This window comes from Burkholderia cepacia ATCC 25416 (assembly GCF_001411495.1).
GTDB lineage: Bacteria > Pseudomonadota > Gammaproteobacteria > Burkholderiales > Burkholderiaceae > Burkholderia > Burkholderia cepacia.
Genome location: NZ_CP012982.1, coordinates 625,273 through 640,844, shown reverse-complemented (window position 1 = coordinate 640,844; position 15,572 = coordinate 625,273). Strand labels below are relative to the sequence as shown.

The following is a 15,572-nucleotide window of genomic DNA, read 5'->3' as shown; positions in this document are numbered from 1 at the left end:
TGCGCGGTGATCGTGTGTCGTGTGCGTTGCGTATCAGTTCAACGTCGTGTCGATCCGCGTGCCGCGCTTGATGAACTGCGTGACCGGCGTTTTCTCGCAGATTTCGGCGAGGCGCTGGCGTTGCGCATCGTCGAGCGGGCCGTCGAGCGTCACGACACGGCGCACGTACTGCGTGCCTTCGCGATCGGCATGCAGTTCGGTGCGCACGCCGATACGCGCGGCGGGCCACGCCTTGCGCTGCATGTACATGCGCAGCGTCGCGGCCGTGCATTGCGCGAGGCCGGCCAGCACGAATTCATAGGGCGCCGGCCCGCGATCCTGGCCGCCCTCGCGTGGGGCTTCGTCGCCGGTCAGCGCGTGGGTGCCGGCCTGAAGCTGGACGACGTAATCGGGCGCATCGGCGTCGAGGACGGCGGCGGCGTGGATGAGCGACATGGCAAGTCTCCGGTCAGCGGGAAAAGAAAAAAGGGAGTCGGGAAGCGGAAAGTGGGCGCCGCGCGGCGGCGCGCAGCCGTCAGCATACCGCCCCGACGGCGACGGCGATGGCGATGCGGCTACGCGTCCGCGCCGCCGGCACTGCTGCGCACGAGCGCGGCGATGCGCTCGCGTACCCACTGGTGCGCGCGATCGGCGTCGCGCGATTCGTGCCAGTACGCGAGGAGCGGGAACGGCTTGAGCCGCAACGGCAGCGGTCGCACGACGATCGGCAGCATCGCGGCCATCCGCAACGCATAGGTGTGCGGCAGCGTGACCAGCAGGTTGCCGGTCGCGGCGATCTGGCACGCGGCGAAATAGTGCTGACAGGTGAGCCGGATATCGCGAAAGCGGCCGTCGTTGCCGAGCAGCACGTCGAGCGATTGCGGCTCGCCGAGCGACGACACCGCGACATGCTGCGCCGCGAAATAGTCGCCGCGCCGCAACGGCTCGCGAGTAAGCGGATGATCGCGTCGCAGTGCGACGACGAGCGAATCGTCGAGCAGGTGTTCGGTGGCAATGCGCGGGCCGGTCGGCACGCGGCGATCGACGGCGAGATCGAGATTGCCCGATGCAAGTTCGCGTTCGATCCCGGCTACCGCGATGCGACGGCTCACGAGCCGCAGGCCCGGCGCTTCGTCGGCGAACGCCGCGACGATCCGCGGCAGCGCGATCGATTCGAGCACGTCGCGAATGCCCACCGCGATGCTCAGGTCGAGCGTCGCGGGATCGAATGCCGACGGCGCGCGCGCGGTGCCTTGCAGGCCCTTCAGGTGCAGTTGCACGTCCGTGATGATCGAGCGCGTGCGTTCGGTTGCGACAACACGGTTGCCCTGGCGCACGAACAGCGGATCGTCGAAATGCGCGCGCAGCCGGTTGAGCGCGTGCGTGACGGCCGGCTGCGTGAGATGCAGCGCGCGGGCGGCCGCGCCGATGCCGCCATGCACGTAGACGGCGTCGAGCACGCGAAACAGGTTCAGGTCGAGACGATGGTCGGCGGGCACGGGGCGCGGGTGGCGTGATGAATGGTGGAGCGATTCTAAAGGATGCGCAGGCAACGGATACGCGGGCTTTCCTGCGTGGCGATCGACGGTATTGAATACATGGGGATATCGTTTGCGCCGATATTCGGCTGTGCATTTATCCGGATACCCGACGCAATTCGTCGTCGTGAAAATGCACGGATTTCGATGCACACAATCGTAACAATTGGCGATATCGGCCCGTGCAATTCCGCACCGGCCCGCCGGCAACCCCTGGCAGCCTGTAGTAATCCGCCATCATGCTGTCCATGTCGGCCATTTCGCGCCAAAGCCGCGACCCGTTCGGCTAAGATGCCGTCGCTTCATATTTCGGGATAGCCGTCCTGTCGCACGCATTCAAACCAAATATAAGCCTGACAGTTCGACGGTATTAGAAGAAGTCGAAACAAGTCGGGGGCTTGGCCAGTGAATGCAGCAGATCAGAGGTGGGTCGTTATCTATTTGAGTACGGGGTTTTCGTTGGCCCAGGCCGCGCGTATCGGCGAGGCTTTCAATCTGGCGAATCGCCTGCACGCACACAGTGCCGACTATCAGTTGAAGTACGTATCCGAAAGCGGGGGGCTGTTGCAGTCGTCGTCCGGCGTGAGCATCGCGGCCGATCCGCTCGGCGACGAGCACGGTCGCCGCGCGCTCGCGTTCTTTCATCTTCACGGCGACCGTGCGGCCGTCAACTGGGACGACGCATTGCAGCGTCGCCTCACCGACATCCGCCGCCATGCGCGCTGGATCGTCGACGCGATGGACCTGCCGACGCTCGCGGCCATGCAGCGACCGTCGGCGGCGATCGAAGGGCGGCCGGGCCGGGCCGGCCGCCGGGTCGCCACGACGGTCGAGTTGCCGGCCGGGGAAGCCGACGTGTTCGCCGCGGTGCTCGACATGTTCCGCGTCGATCTCGGCGACGGCGCCGCGCAGGAGATCGCCAGCAACATGCTGCGGCCGGTCGAGCAGCGCTATGCGCAGTCGATGTGGGCCTTTCGCGAGCTGAGCGCGAGCCCCTCGATCCGGATGTCGGCGCAGCGGCTGCGCGCGCAGAGCGTGAACCGCATCTCGATCGCGAACGCCGCGCAGGCCGCCGCGATGAGCGAGCGCAATTTCCTGCGGCGCTTCAAGAAGGAGATCGGCGTGACGCCGACCGAATTCGTCCAGCACGTGCGGCTCGAGCGCGCCTGCCACATGCTGGTCCACACGACGCTGCCGGCCGACAAGGTCGCGCGCCGCACCGGGTTCGGCAGCGGCGAGCGGCTCGCGAAGCTGTTCCGCCAGCGCATGCTGATGTCGCCGACCGAATATCGCGTTTCCGAGCGTGAAAGGATCCTCACTCGCGGTGCCCCGCCGGCCGATGCGCACGGGGAGGCCTGCGACGGCGCCGGGGGGCAATGCGCCCCGTGCGCCGCCGCGCGGGAAAAAACCGGACGGATACCCGTAGAATCGTCCTGTCGCGATTTCGATTCCCGGTTTCCATGTCCTTCCTCCCCACCACTGCCACCGCCCCTTTCTGCCCGTCGGAAGTAAAGGGCAGCATCACGATCGATGCCGGCGCGCCGCGCTGGCAGAAGCTCAAGCGCTTCTTCGGCCCCGGCCTGCTGGTCGCGATCGGCTACATGGATCCCGGCAACTGGGCGACCGACATCCAGGCCGGCTCGCAGTTCGGCTATTCGCTGCTGTGGGTCGTCGCGTTCTCGAGCCTCGCGGCGATCTTCCTGCAGATGCTCGCGGCGCGGCTCGGCCTCGTGGCGGGCAGGGATCTCGCGCAGGCCAGCTACGACCGCTACGGGCGGTTCGGCCGCATCGTGCAGTGGGTGACCGCCGAAGTGTCGATCATCGCGTGCGACATCGCGGAAGTGCTCGGCTGCGCGCTCGCGTTCAAGCTGCTGCTCGGCGTGCCGCTCGCGTGGGGGATCGTGCTGACCGCGCTCGACACGGTGATCGTGCTCGGCCTGCAGGGCAAGGGGTTCCGGCAGATCGAGGCGATCGTGCTCGCGCTGATCGCGACGATGGCGTTCTGCTTCGTCGCGCAGGTCGCGATCACGCCGCCCGACTGGCACGCGGTGGCCGGCGGGCTGGTGCCGGGCGATCCGGGGCACGACCGCAAGGACGCGATCGTGCTCGCGCTCGGCATCGTCGGCGCGACGATCATGCCGCACAACCTGTACCTGCATTCGTCGGTCGTGCAGACGCGGCGGGTGGTCGGCGGGGCGCGCGGGGTGATCCGCGACACGCTCGCGCTGGTGCGCATCGATACCTGCGTGTCGCTGTTCGTCGCGATGCTCGTCAACGCGGCGATCCTGATCGTCGCGGGCGCGGCGTTCCATGCGACGGGCCAGCACAACGTGACCGACATCGAGCAGGCCTACAACCTGATTACGCCGATCGCGGGCGGCGCGGCCGCGCTGCTGTTCGGCATCGCGCTGCTCGCGTCGGGGCAGAGTTCGACGCTCACCGGCACGATCGCCGGCCAGGTGATCATGGACGGCTTCCTGCATACGAAGATTCCGTGCTACCAGCGCCGGCTGATCACGCGCGGGCTCGCGCTCGTGCCCGCGCTGATCGGCGTGCTGTGGCTTGGCGACGGCTCGGTCGGGAAACTGCTGGTATGGAGCCAGGTGCTGCTGAGCCTGCAGCTGCCGTTCGCGATGTGGCCGCTGATCCGCTCGGTCAGCGATCGCAACACGATGGGCGAGCACACGATCGGGCGCGGGATGCAGGCCGCCGCGTGGGCGCTGTTCGTCGTCATCACCGGCACGAACCTGCTGCTGATTACCGGTGTCGCGGGCTGATACAGCCTGTCACAGGCTGACACAGTCGCGCGGCGCGCATGCGGTAAACTGCGGCCTTTCGATCGTCGTCCGAAGTCCGTTATGTGGAGTGAAATCAGCAACATCGGCGATGCCGCGCTGACCTTGCCGATCGCGCTGACCTGCGCGGCCTGGCTCGCGCTGACCGACTGGCGCCTCGCCGCCCGCTGGGGCGTGCTGCTCGCCGCCGGCATGGGCGTCGTCGGCGCCACGAAGATCCTGTATGCCGGGTGCGGCATCGAGCTTCCGCAATTCGATTTCCGCGTGATCAGCGGCCATACGATGCTGTCGACGTCGGTGTGGACCGTCGCGCTGTCGATGCTGTGGCAGGCGTTCCGGACGGGCAAGGCGCCCGGCATCGCGGCCGGGCTGGCCATCGGCGCGGTCACGGCCGTCGCGCGCGTGTTCGATCATTCGCATACCGTTCCTGAAGTGATCGTCGGCTGGATGCTCGGCGCGCTGGTCGCGCTGGTGTTCCTGCGCGGCTACGACGGCGCGCGGCAGCGCGCATTCTCGCCGCGCGTCGCGGCCGTCTGCCTGCTGCTCGTGTCCGGCATCGCGTACGGGCACCGCGCGCCGTTCCAGCAGATGATCGACACGCATTCGCCGCAACTCTGCGCGTTCGTGCGCGCGCCGTCGGGCGACGGTTTCTGACGGTCGCCGGCCGCGGTGCGCCGGCGCCGCTTTCCTGCCGCATCCCTGCCGATTTCCTTCCGCATTCGCCCGGCGGTCGCGCGATTCCTCGCCGCCCGTTTTCCCGATTGCTTCCTCGCAAGCGCGGAACGCGACCCTCGCCATGACACGATTCGACGAACCGGCCGGTCTGCGTGACCGGCCGCGCCGGCTTGCGCGTGCGTGACGTCACGCGAAGGTCATGAGTCGAGCCTATGACCGGGCATAACGAATATTCATTTCATCGATCGGCGGCATTCGCGTACGCTGGCTGTCGTTCAACCGGGGCAGGCTGCCCGGCGTGTCCGGCGCGCGTCACGCTCATCTCGATATACTCGCGGAAACCGTGCGGCGCCTCGTGATGGCGACGCATGGTCAACCGGCCCGCGCTGGCGGGAACCGGCACGGAACATCCGTCGCGGCAGCGTTCCGCGACGACGATTCACGATAGGAGATGGTCACATGACAGTCGTTTCTTCGCGCCTTGCCGGCAAGTGCGCATACATCACGGGCGCCGCGGGCGGCCTCGGTCGCGCGATCGCGCGCCGGATGGTCGAGCAGGGTGCGCGCGTGTTCGTGACCGACATCGCCGACGCGGCGGTGCTCGACGCGTTCGCGCAGGAACTCAACGCGGGCCATGCGACGCCGGTCGCGTTCGCCGCGACGCAGGACGTGCGCGACGAGGCGCGCTGGCAGGCGCTGCTCGCGCAGGCGGTCGACGCGATGGGCGGGCTGTCGGTGCTCGTCAACAACGCGGGCGTCGGCTCGATCGGCTCGCCCGCGCAAATCGAGCTGAACGAATGGCGGCGCGTGATGGCGATCAACGTCGAGAGCATCGTGCTCGGCTGCAAGCATGCGCTGTCGTATCTGGCCGAAAGCCATCCCGCATCGATCATCAACATCTCGTCGGTCGCCGCGTTCAAGGTCGAGCCGGATTTCACCGCGTACAACGCGTCGAAGGCGGCCGTCGCGTCGCTCACGAAGTCGGTCGCGATCGACTGCGCACGCCGCGAGCTCGACGTGCGCTGCAACTCGATTCACCCGGCGTTCATCCGCACGGGCATCGTCGAGCCGCTGTTCCAGACGCTCGGCGAACGCGACGCGACGCGCAAGCTCGCGCGCGGCATTCCACTGCGCCGGCTCGGCGAGCCGGACGACGTCGCGCACGCGGCCGTTTATCTTGCGTCCGACGAGAGCCGCTTCGTGACGGCCGCCGAACTCGTGATCGACGGCGGCATGTGCGCGGTCTGACGCGCATCCCGAACAACAACGACCGGAGGAGTACATCGTGTCCACACCCGTGAACCGCCAACTGCTGCTGAAGACGCGCCCGGAAGGGCGGGTCGGCCGTGAACATTTCTCGCTCGTCGAAGCGCCCGTGCCGGCGCTCGCGGACGGCGAGGTGCTCGTGCGTGTGCTGTACCTGTCGATGGACCCGACCAACCGCGTGTGGATGAGCGATGTGCCGCAGTACCTGCCGCCGGTGGCGATCGGCGAGGTGATGCGCGCGCTCGGCATCGGGCGCGTGGTGGCGTCGCGCAACGCGGGTTTCGCGGAAGGCGATCTCGTGCAGGGGCTCGTCGGCTGGCAGGACTACGCGGTCGTGCCGGCCGACCAGGCCGCGCAGCTCGTGAAGCTGCCCGCGCAGTCGGGCCTGCCGCTGCCGACGCTGCTCGGTGCGTGCGGGATGAGCGGACTGACCGCGTATTACGGGTTGACCGACATCGCGCCGGTGCAGCCGGGCGAGACGCTCGTCGTATCGGCGGCAGCCGGGTCGGTCGGCTCGATCGCCGGCCAGATCGGCAAGATCCACGGCGCGCGCGTGGTCGGTATCGCCGGCGGCGCGGACAAGTGCCGCTACCTGACCGAGACGCTCGGCTTCGATGCGGCCGTCGACTACAAGGCTGACGATTTCCGTCAGCAGCTGAAGGCCGCGACGCCGGACGGCGTGCACGTGAATTTCGAGAACGTCGGCGGCGAGGTGATGCGCGCGGTACTGTCGCGGATGGTGATCGGCGGGCGCGTCGCGCTGTGCGGCGTGATCTCGAACTACAACAGCGGCCGTGCGGCGGACGACGTCGGCGTGCTGATCTCGAAGCGGCTGACGATGCGCGGCTTCCTGATCCTCGACTATCGCAAGAGCCGCGAGGCCGTGCAGACGCTCTCGGGCTGGCTGCGCGACGGCCGGCTCAAAGCCGAGGAGACGGTCGCCGACGGTCTCGAAAACGCGCCCGACGTGCTGAATCGCCTGTTCGACGGCGACCATCGCGGCAAGCTCGTGCTGCGCGTCGATCCGGACGCGTGACCGGCCCGCGGCACGGCGTGCGATGTCGTTCGCACGCTGCCGCGAGGGCGTGTCGAACGTGATGCGTTCGATCAACCGGGCCTAAGTTTCGGACTTGTCTCATATATTGTCGGGGCGTGTCTCCCTAAAGTGATTGCCAGCAGATGGCGGCGTGACCGACGCGTCACGTCGCCTTTTTTTCTGGTTACACGGAAGAGGAGCGTAAACATGCGAAACGACGCGAAGCGGGCGGCATCGGCGGCGACGCGCAATCGAACGGTGCGGCGCGCCGGTACTGTGCCGAGGATGGCGATCGGGCTTGGTGTTGCGCTTGCGATGTCGAGTGCAATGGCGGCCGGGCATGCCGCGCCGGGCGGTATCGTGCGGTTTGCCGGCGCGCTCGTCGATCTCTACGACGTGACGCTCGACGCGCGGTCGGGCGTGGTGGTCCCGGGACGCGAGGTGGAGAGCGGCGGTGCGGTGGCCACACTGCGGTTCGATGCACATGGCCGGCGCTTGCCGGGGGCTCATGTGGCGCTGGTCGGGCCCGACGGCGCGCCGTTCGTACCGGATGCCGCGTCGGGTGTGCGCGCAACGTGGCGCGATGCGCGCGACGATCGAAGCGTGCCGCTGGTATCGGGCCGCCCGTATCGCGTGGGTCCGTATGGCGGCGTGATGACGCTCGCGGCGGATGACGCGACGGGCGCCATGGCGCCCGTCGTGATCCGCATTCGTCATCCGTGACGGCGAATGTCCGCAGGGGCGTGGCACGTGGCCACGCGTTGCGTCATTCGCCCTGTTCGGCGCGTGCGTAGATGTCCCAGCTCGCCATGAACAGCGCGGCGACGAGCGGCCCGATCACGAAGCCGGTGATGCCGAACAGCGCCATCCCGCCGAGCGTCGAGATCAGCACGACCCAGTCGGGCATCTTCGTGTCCTTGCCGACGAGGATCGGGCGCAGCAGGTTGTCGACGAGGCCGATCACGCCCACGCAGAACGCGACGAGGATCGCGCATTTCCACACCGCGCCGATCATCAGGAAGTAGAGCGCGGCCGGCACCCATACGAGGCTCGCGCCGATCGCGGGCAGCAGCGACAGGAACGCCATCAGCGCCCCCCACAGCACGACGCCTTCGATCCCGAGGATCCAGAAGATCAGGCCGCCGAGCGCGCCCTGCACGAGCGCGACCGCGATGTTGCCCTTCACCGTCGCGCGCACGACCGTCGTGAACTTGGCCAGCAGCAGGTTCTTGTGCTCGTCGTCGAGCGGCAGCGCGCGGCGCACGCGGCGGCCGATCTCGCCGCCGTCGCGCAGCAGGAAGAACACCATGTACAGCATCACGCCGAAGCTCACGACGAACTGGAAGGTGTTCTGGCCGATGCTGAGCGCCTGGGTTGCCGCGAGCTGGCTGATCTGCGCGGCGCCATCGGTCAGTTTCTTCTGGATGCCCGGGAGGTTGCTCAGGCCGTATTTCTGCAGCAGGTGCTGGATCGACGTAGGCAGCGCGTGGATGATGTCCTGGAAGTACTGCGAATAGTTCGGCTGCGCGGTCTTGATTTCCTGGTACACGTACGCGATTTCCTGCACGAGCGTCGCGGCGACGAACACGAGCGGCAGGATCACGATCAGCACGATCAGCGACAGCGTCACGAGCGCGGCCAGGTTGCGCCGCTTGCCGAAGCGTGCGGCGAGCCACCGCTGCACGGGCTGGAAGAGGATCGCGAGTATGGTGCCCCAGAACACGGCGCCGGAGAACGGCGTGAGAATCCAGCAGAGTCCGACGGTGACCGCGGCCAGCAGGAAATAGAAGAATTTTTGGTGGTCGTGTCCGCTATCCATGGATGACATTCGCGCAGATTGATGCGTGGTTTGATTGAATCTCGTTGCCCCGTGCGCGATCGGTTCGCGATCGTCACGGGTTCCCGGCGCAACGCGCTGCGGGCGGCCATCCGCCGGGCGGCCCGAACCGGAGTATGCCCGCAAAGGTGCCGCCATCATAGCGGCTACGCGCGGCACATGCGAAAACGCCGCGGCCGGGGCCGCGGCGCTGCCGGGAAGCAAACGCGGCGCAACGCCGCGTGCCGCATCGTCAGATGTTGAGCTTCGTGACCTTCGTGCCGTTCACCGACAGGTCGCCCATCAGGCCGGCGTTGGTCAGGATCAGCACCTCGACCGGTGCGGTGGCCGTGTTGGAGTCGACCGCGCCGTTCGCGCCGACCTTCACGACCGCGACCGACGCGTCGGCGCCGGCCGACCAGCCTTCGGACTTGCGGAACGAGTCGAGCGCATCCTGCGTCATGAACAGGAACACGATCGCCTTCGACTGCGCGCCGGCCTGCAGGCCGACCGACAGCGACGACGTGTTGTAGTAGCCGACCGTGCTGCCGCCGACGCGCAGCGCGCCGTTGCCGGACTGGCCGCCGACGATGAAGCCGGCCTGCAGCACGCTCGGGAACACGAGCACGCCGCGCGATTTCGCGACGAGTTCACGCGAGCCCGGCACCGTCGAATAGAGACGCGAAAGCGTCGCGTTGACGCTGGCGTCGATCGACTGGCGCTTCGACGCGCTGGCCGCGGCGCCTTCCGGCTTGTCCGGGGTGGTCGTGCAGCCGGCGAGCGCGAGGCTGCCGAGCAGGACGGCGGCGGCGGCTTTCATGGCAAAGGTCTTCTGCATGGCGTTTCTCCTTCTTTGTCTGATTGATGACGGACGGGGCGGGCGGCGGGACGGCCGGCTCCGTTCAACGGCGGGCAAGGAGCAGGCCCGCAACGAACGCGAGGCCGGCAACGACGCCGGCGGTTTGCCACGGGTTGTCTTGCACGACCTGCGACACGCGTTCGGCGGAATCGCGCAGCCGGGCGGCTGCGCTGCCCGACGCATGGTCGAGCGCGCCGCGTGCTTCATCGAGCCTGGATTGCACGCGCTTGCGCAGCGCGGCGATATCGCCGTCGCCGTCGTTTTTCAGCAGATCTTCGAGTTCATCGACCAGCCCGCGCAGATCGTCGGTGACGTCGGCATGCAGGTCGCGGGCGGCCGAGCGCGTCGTGCGTCCCACGCGCCGGCCCGTGCGACGAATGTCGGACAGGCCGCGGTCCAGCTTGTGTTCGATCGAGTCAGTGAGCGCCATGGTGTTTATCCTCCTTCGATTCAAGGCCAATTTGAAGATAAGACGAATCGCAGCAACTAATGTGATTCGCTTGGCCCGGTTGAGTTTCGAGACAAATTTTCAATTCGTTGGCGGAATTGCCTGGAAGCCCCGCCACGCGGGGCCGCGCGAAGATTGAAAAAAATTCTCAAATGGGCGAAACGCGTGCAACAAGAAGCGATACGAAGTGAATGCCCGGTAAATATGGCGTCGCCCGGGGTACCAGGTAAATAGTGCCATTGCAGGCGATGGGCTGATGCAAATGCACTAATCGACGCCGTACGGGCGAGCAGGGTTTGTGCCTGCGACCGGCATTCGAGAGCCGTTGTCCAGTGCGAGGTCGACGACGACGGGATCATGGTCCGACGATCGATACGCGTCGGGTGCGTAATAGGACGACCGAAGTGCGGCCGTTTTGTAATCGGGCACGGGTTGCAGTGCAAACGGTTCATCGGCGTTGATGTGCCAGACGTGCACGGCTTTGACGCGCGCGGTCAGGGCCGGCGTCGCGAGCGCGTGATCGAGGCTGCCGGCCTCGCCGCGAAATACGTAGCTGTACGCAGCATCGCCGACGAAGCGCGCCACCAGGTTCGCGTAGCCGCGCGACTCGAGCGCGCGAACCGGATCTTCCTTCGCGTAGCTGTTCAGGTCGCCGACCAGCAGTACGCCATCGGCCGCGGCACCGGTCGGCGATCCGGCGAGCCAGTCGGCGATGCGCACGGCGGCCCGCGTGCGCGCCGCGTTCCAGCAGCCCTGGCCGTCCGACCGGTCGAGATCGGCGCCGGTCGCGTCCGGGCAGTTCTTCGATTTCAGGTGATTGACCGCGACCGTCATCGCGCGCGTGCCGCCGATGCGCCGGAATGTCTGCGCGAGCGGCGGGCGATGCCGGCCGCCGAGCGAGACGGTCGCGGCGCGGCCGACCGGCTCGATCGTGCGGCTGTCGTACAGCAGCGCGACCGCGATTGCATCGCGGCCGAGCCGCGCGGTGCCGGGATCGACCGCGCGCCAGCCTTCGCCAAGCCGCGCGGCGAGACGCCGCACGGCGCTCGCGTCGCCGTGGCCGTTGTTCGCGATTTCCATCAGCCCGATCACGTCGGCGCGCAGCGCGCGCAATGCCGCAACGATCTTCGCCTCCTGCCGCGCGAACGCGGCGGGCGTTTTCGCTCCTCGGCCGGCCGGGGCATCGAATCCGCCGCCGTGCCCGTCACCATTGAAATAGTTGAATACGTTGAACGACACGATGCGCGCGTCGGCATCGGGATGACGGGCCGGCGCATCGGTACGCGGGTTCGAGGCGGCATCGAAGACCGGCGCCGCGCCGGCCACCGGTTGCAGCCGCCATGCGCCGTAGCGCAGTTCGAGCACACCCTCGACGCCGCGCACCGTGTAGCCCGCGCGCAGCGTGTTGGCGGCGCTGAGCGCGGGGGGCGGATAGCGCACGGTTGCGGGGTCGCGGCGGTTCGAGCCGTCGTCGAGCACGATGCGGTTGCGTGCGTTGGCTGCCGCGAGCGCGGCGGCCTCGGCCGGCGGTGCGATGTGGGTCGGGATGCGCAGCCGGCCGTGGCTGAGGACGACGCTGCCGTAGCGGCCGAGTGCGTGGGTATCGCTGACCGTCAGCGTTTGCGGCAGGCGCACGCGCATGCCTTCATGCGCGGCCAGCACCGATAGCGTGGCGACCGGCAGCGTGAGCGTCGCCGGGGTGACGGTCTGCCCGCGTGCGCAGACCGTCATGCCGCCCGACAGCGTGAATTGCGTCCGGCCGTATCGCTCGTCGACGCGGCCCGTGAGATGCACGAGATCGCCGGCCTTCGCACGCGCGTTCGGTGCGTACACGAACACGCCTTCCGGGACGCCCGGCCGGTGCCGTCGCTGCGCGTCGGCCTGCTGGACGAAGAAGCCGCCCAGGCCGTCGGCACCGGCGAATGCCGCGGTGACGACCGCTTCGATCGAGGTCGTTTGCCCGGCCAGCGGCGACGGGCCGCCGGCGCCGCGGAGGTCGGCAATCGGCGTGGTTGCGCCGCCGCAGCCGGCGCTGACCGGCGGCGCGGCCGCGGCGGGCCCGGCGAGGAGGACGAAGAGGGCGAAGAGGACGACGAACGCTGCAACGGCAGGCGGCGAAAGCAGGCGTGACATGGGGCGGTCCACAGGAAGAAAATCCGACGATTCGGGAAAGCATCTTGACGGCAAAATGTCAGGAAGCGGCCAAATTGGCCGTCCGGCCAGTGTGCCGATCGGCCGACGATGCAAGGCGCACGACGGCTGTTACGCTTTTGCATCGGCGGCGCATCCCGATCGCGCAGCACACGCTGCCGCGCCCCGTTCCCACAGGAGAAATCCATGTCTTACATGCTGTTGATTGTCGAGCCGACCGACCAGCGCGCCGAGCGCACGCTCGACGAAGGCCAGGCGCTGTACGCGCGGATGGTCGATTTCGCCGAGACGCTGAAGGCGCGCGGCGTGCTGCGCGGTGTCGAGTCGCTGGAGCGTTCCGAGCGCGGCACGCGCGTGCAGGTGCGCGACGGCGAGACGCGCCTGCTCGACGGCCCGTTCGCGGAGGTGAAAGAGATGGTCGGCGGCTTCTTCCTCGTCGACGTCGACACCCGCGAGGAAGCGATCGAGATCGCGCGCCAATGCCCGGCCGCGCAATGGTGCACGGTCGAGGTGCGCGCGGTCGGCCCGTGCTTCCTGTGAATGCCGCGACTCGGTATTTACCCTGATTGGTCGCGGAACGTGTCGATCCGGGCGTCTTCCGGCCGTCGTCCGGATAAGGCGCCGCCGAACGGGCGCCGCCTTCCACCGATGACAAGGAGTAAACGATGCGATTCATGATCATGATCCGGGCGAACGCTGTCAGCGAATCCGACGCGTTGCCGGACAACCGTCTGGTCGAAGCCATGACCGTCTACCACGAGGAGCTGGCCAAGGCCGGCGTGCTGCTCGACGCGAACGGGCTGCGGCCGAGCGCGCGCGGCTGGCGCGTGCGCTACACGGGCGGCAAGGGCACGGTGATCGACGGCCCGTTCGCCGAAACGAAGGAGCTGATCGCCGGCTATACGCTGATCCAGGTGCGTTCGCGCGACGAGGCGCTCGAATGGACGCGCCGGTTCCCCGCGCCGTTCGGCGCCGAAATGGACTGCGAGATCGAGGTGCGGCCGCTGTTCGAGCTCGACGACCTCACCCCGAGCGACGCGGTCGAGCGGTTCCGCGATCTCCACGTCGGCCGCACCCAGGCCTGAATCCACCCGAATCCAAGTTCACCGGAGCATCCGTCATGCACAAGATGGTTTTCATCAACCTGCCCGTGGCCGATCTGCCGCGCGCGAAGACGTTCTACCAGGCACTCGGTTTCGAGGTCGTTCCGGCCTATACCAACGAACAGGCCGCCTGCATCAAGATCAGCGACACGATTTTCGCGATGCTGCTCGTGCGGCCGTTTTTCCAGACCTTCACCGCCAAGACCATCGTCGATCCGGCGACGCAGGTGCAGGCGCTGACTTGCCTGTCGTGCGACAGCCGCGCGGAGGTCGACGCGATCGTCGCGAAGGCGCTCGCGGCCGGCGGGTCCGCGCCGCAGGCGCCGCGCGAGTATCCGAACATGTACGGCCACGGGTTCGACGATCCGGACGGCCATGCATGGGAGCTGATGGCCATGCCGCTGGATGCGTCCGCCCAGGGGCAGGCGTCGTGACGCTCGAGGCGACTCACCGTGCGATCGAAGCGGTCTGGCGGATCGAGGCGCCCAAGATCATCGCGCGCGCCGCGCGCGTGGTGCGCGACGTCGGCGTGGCCGAGGAGCTGGCGCAGGACACGCTCGTCGCGGCGCTCGAGCACTGGCCCGTCGACGGCGTGCCCGACAACCCGGCCGCGTGGCTGATGACGGCCGTGAAGCGCCGCGCGCTCGACCGGGTCCGGCAGGAGTCGCTCCACGCGGCGAAGCGCGACCAGCTCGGCCACGAGATGGACGCGCTCGAAGCGCATGTCGTGCCCGACATCGCGGATGCGCTCGCCGACGCGAGCGACGACGACATCGGCGACGATCTGCTGCGGCTGATCTTCACGTCGTGCCACCCGGTGCTGTCGACCGATGCGCGCGTCGCGCTGACGCTGCGGCTGCTCGGCGGGCTGACGACGGGCGAGATCGCGCGCGCGTTCCTGACGCCCGAGCCTACGATCGCGCAGCGGATCGTGCGCGCCAAGCGCACGCTCGCGGCCGCGCACGTGCCGTTCGAGGTGCCGGCCGCCGATGCGCGGCCCGCGCGGCTCGCGTCGGTGCTCGAAGTGATCTATCTCGTGTTCAACGAAGGCCACGCGGCGACCGCGGGCGACGACTGGACGCGCCCGGCGCTGTGCGACGAGGCGCTGCGGCTCGGCCGCGTGCTGGCCGGGCTGGCGCCGGACGAGAGCGAAGTGCTCGGGCTCGTCGCGCTGATGGAACTGCAGGCGTCGCGCATGCACGCGCGCACCGACGCGCAGGGCCGGCCCGTCCTGCTGCTCGACCAGGATCGCAGCCGCTGGGATCCGCTCTTGATCCGGCGCGGCCTCGCGGCGCTGGAGCAGGCGGCGAAGCTCGGCGGCGTGCGCGGGCCGTATGCGTTGCAGGCTGCGCTCGCCGCCTGCCATGCGCGTGCGCGGCAGGCGGCGGACACGGACTGGGCGCAGATCGTCGCGCTGTACGACGCGCTCGCCGAGGTTGCGCCGTCGCCGGTCGTCGAACTGAATCGCGCGGTGGCCGTCGGGATGGCGTTCGGGCCCGCCGCGGCGCTCGAACTCGTCGACGTGCTGCGCGACGATCCGGCGCTTGCGCGCTATCACTGGCTGCCGAGCGTGCGCGGCGATCTGCTCGCGAAGCTCGGCCGCGCCGATGAGGCGAAGATCGAGTTCCGGCGTGCGGCGGAACTGACCCGCAACGAGCGCGAGCGCGAATTGCTGCTCAGGCGCGCGACCGACGCGTGAGGCGCACGGCGCGCACGCAGCACGCAGCACTCACACGCAGTACGCACACGCACACGCACACGCGAACGCGAACGCGAACGCGTACCCCGCACACCGTACCCCGCACACCGTACCCCGCACACGCGTACCCCGCGCACCACCCCGCGCACCACCCCGCCGCGCAACGCGCCGACTATCGTCCGGATTGAAAAAGCCTATTGGGGGATG

The 15,572-nt window shown here is 68.4% G+C and carries 16 protein-coding genes; 10 read left to right on the top strand and 6 right to left on the bottom strand.

Annotation, left to right across the window (positions count from 1 at the left end; all coding sequences use genetic code 11):
- Window positions 1-33 precede the first annotated feature (33 nt).
- Window positions 34-435, bottom strand: coding sequence for an OsmC family protein (locus APZ15_RS20265; RefSeq protein ID WP_027791007.1), 402 nt, complete (start codon window positions 433-435; stop codon window positions 34-36).
- A gap of 119 nt (window positions 436-554) precedes the next feature.
- Entirely contained in the window at window positions 555-1,478 is a 924-nt protein-coding gene (locus APZ15_RS20260; RefSeq protein ID WP_027791008.1) for a LysR family transcriptional regulator, read from the bottom strand.
- Between the two features lie 498 nt (window positions 1,479-1,976).
- On the opposite strand from APZ15_RS20260, the gene APZ15_RS20255 reads away from it, so the two are divergent.
- The 6 genes from APZ15_RS20255 to APZ15_RS20230 all read left to right on the top strand — a co-directional run bounded on the left by APZ15_RS20255 (window position 1,977) and on the right by APZ15_RS20230 (window position 8,012).
- Window positions 1,977-3,029 (top strand): helix-turn-helix domain-containing protein, encoded by a 1,053-nt coding sequence (locus APZ15_RS20255; RefSeq protein WP_027791009.1) that lies wholly within the window; start codon window positions 1,977-1,979, stop codon window positions 3,027-3,029.
- Window positions 2,978-4,294 (top strand): Nramp family divalent metal transporter, encoded by a 1,317-nt coding sequence (locus APZ15_RS20250; protein WP_027791010.1) that lies wholly within the window; start codon window positions 2,978-2,980, stop codon window positions 4,292-4,294. Before APZ15_RS20255 ends, APZ15_RS20250 begins: the two co-directional genes overlap by 52 nt.
- Window positions 4,295-4,375: 81 nt before the next feature.
- Window positions 4,376-4,966, top strand: a complete 591-nt coding sequence (locus APZ15_RS20245) for a phosphatase PAP2 family protein (protein ID WP_027791011.1) — start codon at window positions 4,376-4,378, stop codon at window positions 4,964-4,966.
- A gap of 480 nt (window positions 4,967-5,446) precedes the next feature.
- On the top strand, window positions 5,447-6,235 hold the full coding sequence (locus APZ15_RS20240) for an SDR family oxidoreductase (protein WP_027791012.1): 789 nt from the start codon (window positions 5,447-5,449) through the stop codon (window positions 6,233-6,235).
- A gap of 37 nt (window positions 6,236-6,272) precedes the next feature.
- Window positions 6,273-7,289, top strand: coding sequence for an NADP-dependent oxidoreductase (locus APZ15_RS20235; RefSeq protein WP_021157603.1), 1,017 nt, complete (start codon window positions 6,273-6,275; stop codon window positions 7,287-7,289).
- Window positions 7,290-7,496: 207 nt separating this feature from the next.
- Entirely contained in the window at window positions 7,497-8,012 is a 516-nt protein-coding gene (locus tag APZ15_RS20230) for a hypothetical protein (RefSeq protein WP_027791013.1), read from the top strand.
- Between the two features lie 43 nt (window positions 8,013-8,055).
- Here APZ15_RS20230 and APZ15_RS20225 read toward each other — a convergent pair whose 3' ends face one another.
- The 4 genes from APZ15_RS20225 to APZ15_RS20210 form a co-directional block, all read right to left on the bottom strand.
- Window positions 8,056-9,108 carry an AI-2E family transporter gene (locus APZ15_RS20225; RefSeq protein ID WP_027791014.1) on the bottom strand — a complete coding sequence of 351 codons (1,053 nt, stop codon included), beginning with the start codon at window positions 9,106-9,108 and terminating at the stop codon, window positions 8,056-8,058.
- A 250-nt stretch (window positions 9,109-9,358) separates the two neighbouring features.
- Window positions 9,359-9,943 carry a BPSL1445 family SYLF domain-containing lipoprotein gene (locus APZ15_RS20220; RefSeq protein WP_027791015.1) on the bottom strand — a complete coding sequence of 195 codons (585 nt, stop codon included), beginning with the start codon at window positions 9,941-9,943 and terminating at the stop codon, window positions 9,359-9,361.
- Between the two features lie 64 nt (window positions 9,944-10,007).
- Window positions 10,008-10,394 carry an ElaB/YgaM/YqjD family protein gene (locus tag APZ15_RS20215; RefSeq protein ID WP_021157600.1) on the bottom strand — a complete coding sequence of 129 codons (387 nt, stop codon included), beginning with the start codon at window positions 10,392-10,394 and terminating at the stop codon, window positions 10,008-10,010.
- A 285-nt stretch (window positions 10,395-10,679) separates the two neighbouring features.
- The gene (locus tag APZ15_RS20210; protein ID WP_027791016.1) at window positions 10,680-12,545 is read right to left on the bottom strand and encodes an ExeM/NucH family extracellular endonuclease; all 1,866 of its coding nucleotides are present in this window, start codon (window positions 12,543-12,545) and stop codon (window positions 10,680-10,682) included.
- 204 nt (window positions 12,546-12,749) lie between these two features.
- Here APZ15_RS20210 and APZ15_RS20205 point away from each other — a divergent pair, with 204 nt between their 5' ends.
- The 4 genes from APZ15_RS20205 (at window position 12,750) to APZ15_RS20190 (ending at window position 15,365) form a co-directional block, all read left to right on the top strand.
- On the top strand, window positions 12,750-13,103 hold the full coding sequence (locus APZ15_RS20205; RefSeq protein WP_021164040.1) for a YciI family protein: 354 nt from the start codon (window positions 12,750-12,752) through the stop codon (window positions 13,101-13,103).
- A gap of 125 nt (window positions 13,104-13,228) precedes the next feature.
- A complete protein-coding gene (locus APZ15_RS20200; protein ID WP_027791017.1) occupies window positions 13,229-13,648 on the top strand; it encodes a YciI family protein in 420 nt (139 codons plus the stop codon).
- A gap of 35 nt (window positions 13,649-13,683) precedes the next feature.
- Window positions 13,684-14,100, top strand: a complete 417-nt coding sequence (locus APZ15_RS20195) for a VOC family protein (RefSeq protein ID WP_027791018.1) — start codon at window positions 13,684-13,686, stop codon at window positions 14,098-14,100.
- The gene (locus APZ15_RS20190; RefSeq protein WP_027791019.1) at window positions 14,097-15,365 is read left to right on the top strand and encodes an RNA polymerase sigma factor; all 1,269 of its coding nucleotides are present in this window, start codon (window positions 14,097-14,099) and stop codon (window positions 15,363-15,365) included. The genes APZ15_RS20195 and APZ15_RS20190 overlap by 4 nt, the downstream gene beginning before the upstream one ends.
- Window positions 15,366-15,572 lie beyond the last annotated feature (207 nt).

Excerpts from the sequence above, each read along its gene's own strand:
- APZ15_RS20240 (WP_027791012.1), top strand. The coding sequence starts at position 5,447 with ATGACAGTCGTTTCTTCGCGCCTTGCCGGCAAGTGCGCATACATCACG.
- APZ15_RS20210 (WP_027791016.1), bottom strand. The coding sequence starts at position 12,545 with ATGTCACGCCTGCTTTCGCCGCCTGCCGTTGCAGCGTTCGTCGTCCTC.
- APZ15_RS20245 (WP_027791011.1), top strand. The coding sequence starts at position 4,376 with ATGTGGAGTGAAATCAGCAACATCGGCGATGCCGCGCTGACCTTGCCG.
- APZ15_RS20265 (WP_027791007.1), bottom strand. The coding sequence starts at position 435 with ATGTCGCTCATCCACGCCGCCGCCGTCCTCGACGCCGATGCGCCCGAT.
- APZ15_RS20230 (WP_027791013.1), top strand. The coding sequence starts at position 7,497 with ATGCGAAACGACGCGAAGCGGGCGGCATCGGCGGCGACGCGCAATCGA.
- APZ15_RS20215 (WP_021157600.1), bottom strand. The coding sequence starts at position 10,394 with ATGGCGCTCACTGACTCGATCGAACACAAGCTGGACCGCGGCCTGTCC.
- APZ15_RS20220 (WP_027791015.1), bottom strand. The coding sequence starts at position 9,943 with ATGCAGAAGACCTTTGCCATGAAAGCCGCCGCCGCCGTCCTGCTCGGC.
- APZ15_RS20195 (WP_027791018.1), top strand. The coding sequence starts at position 13,684 with ATGCACAAGATGGTTTTCATCAACCTGCCCGTGGCCGATCTGCCGCGC.
- APZ15_RS20200 (WP_027791017.1), top strand. The coding sequence starts at position 13,229 with ATGCGATTCATGATCATGATCCGGGCGAACGCTGTCAGCGAATCCGAC.
- APZ15_RS20225 (WP_027791014.1), bottom strand. The coding sequence starts at position 9,108 with ATGGATAGCGGACACGACCACCAAAAATTCTTCTATTTCCTGCTGGCC.
- APZ15_RS20205 (WP_021164040.1), top strand. The coding sequence starts at position 12,750 with ATGTCTTACATGCTGTTGATTGTCGAGCCGACCGACCAGCGCGCCGAG.
- APZ15_RS20250 (WP_027791010.1), top strand. The coding sequence starts at position 2,978 with ATGTCCTTCCTCCCCACCACTGCCACCGCCCCTTTCTGCCCGTCGGAA.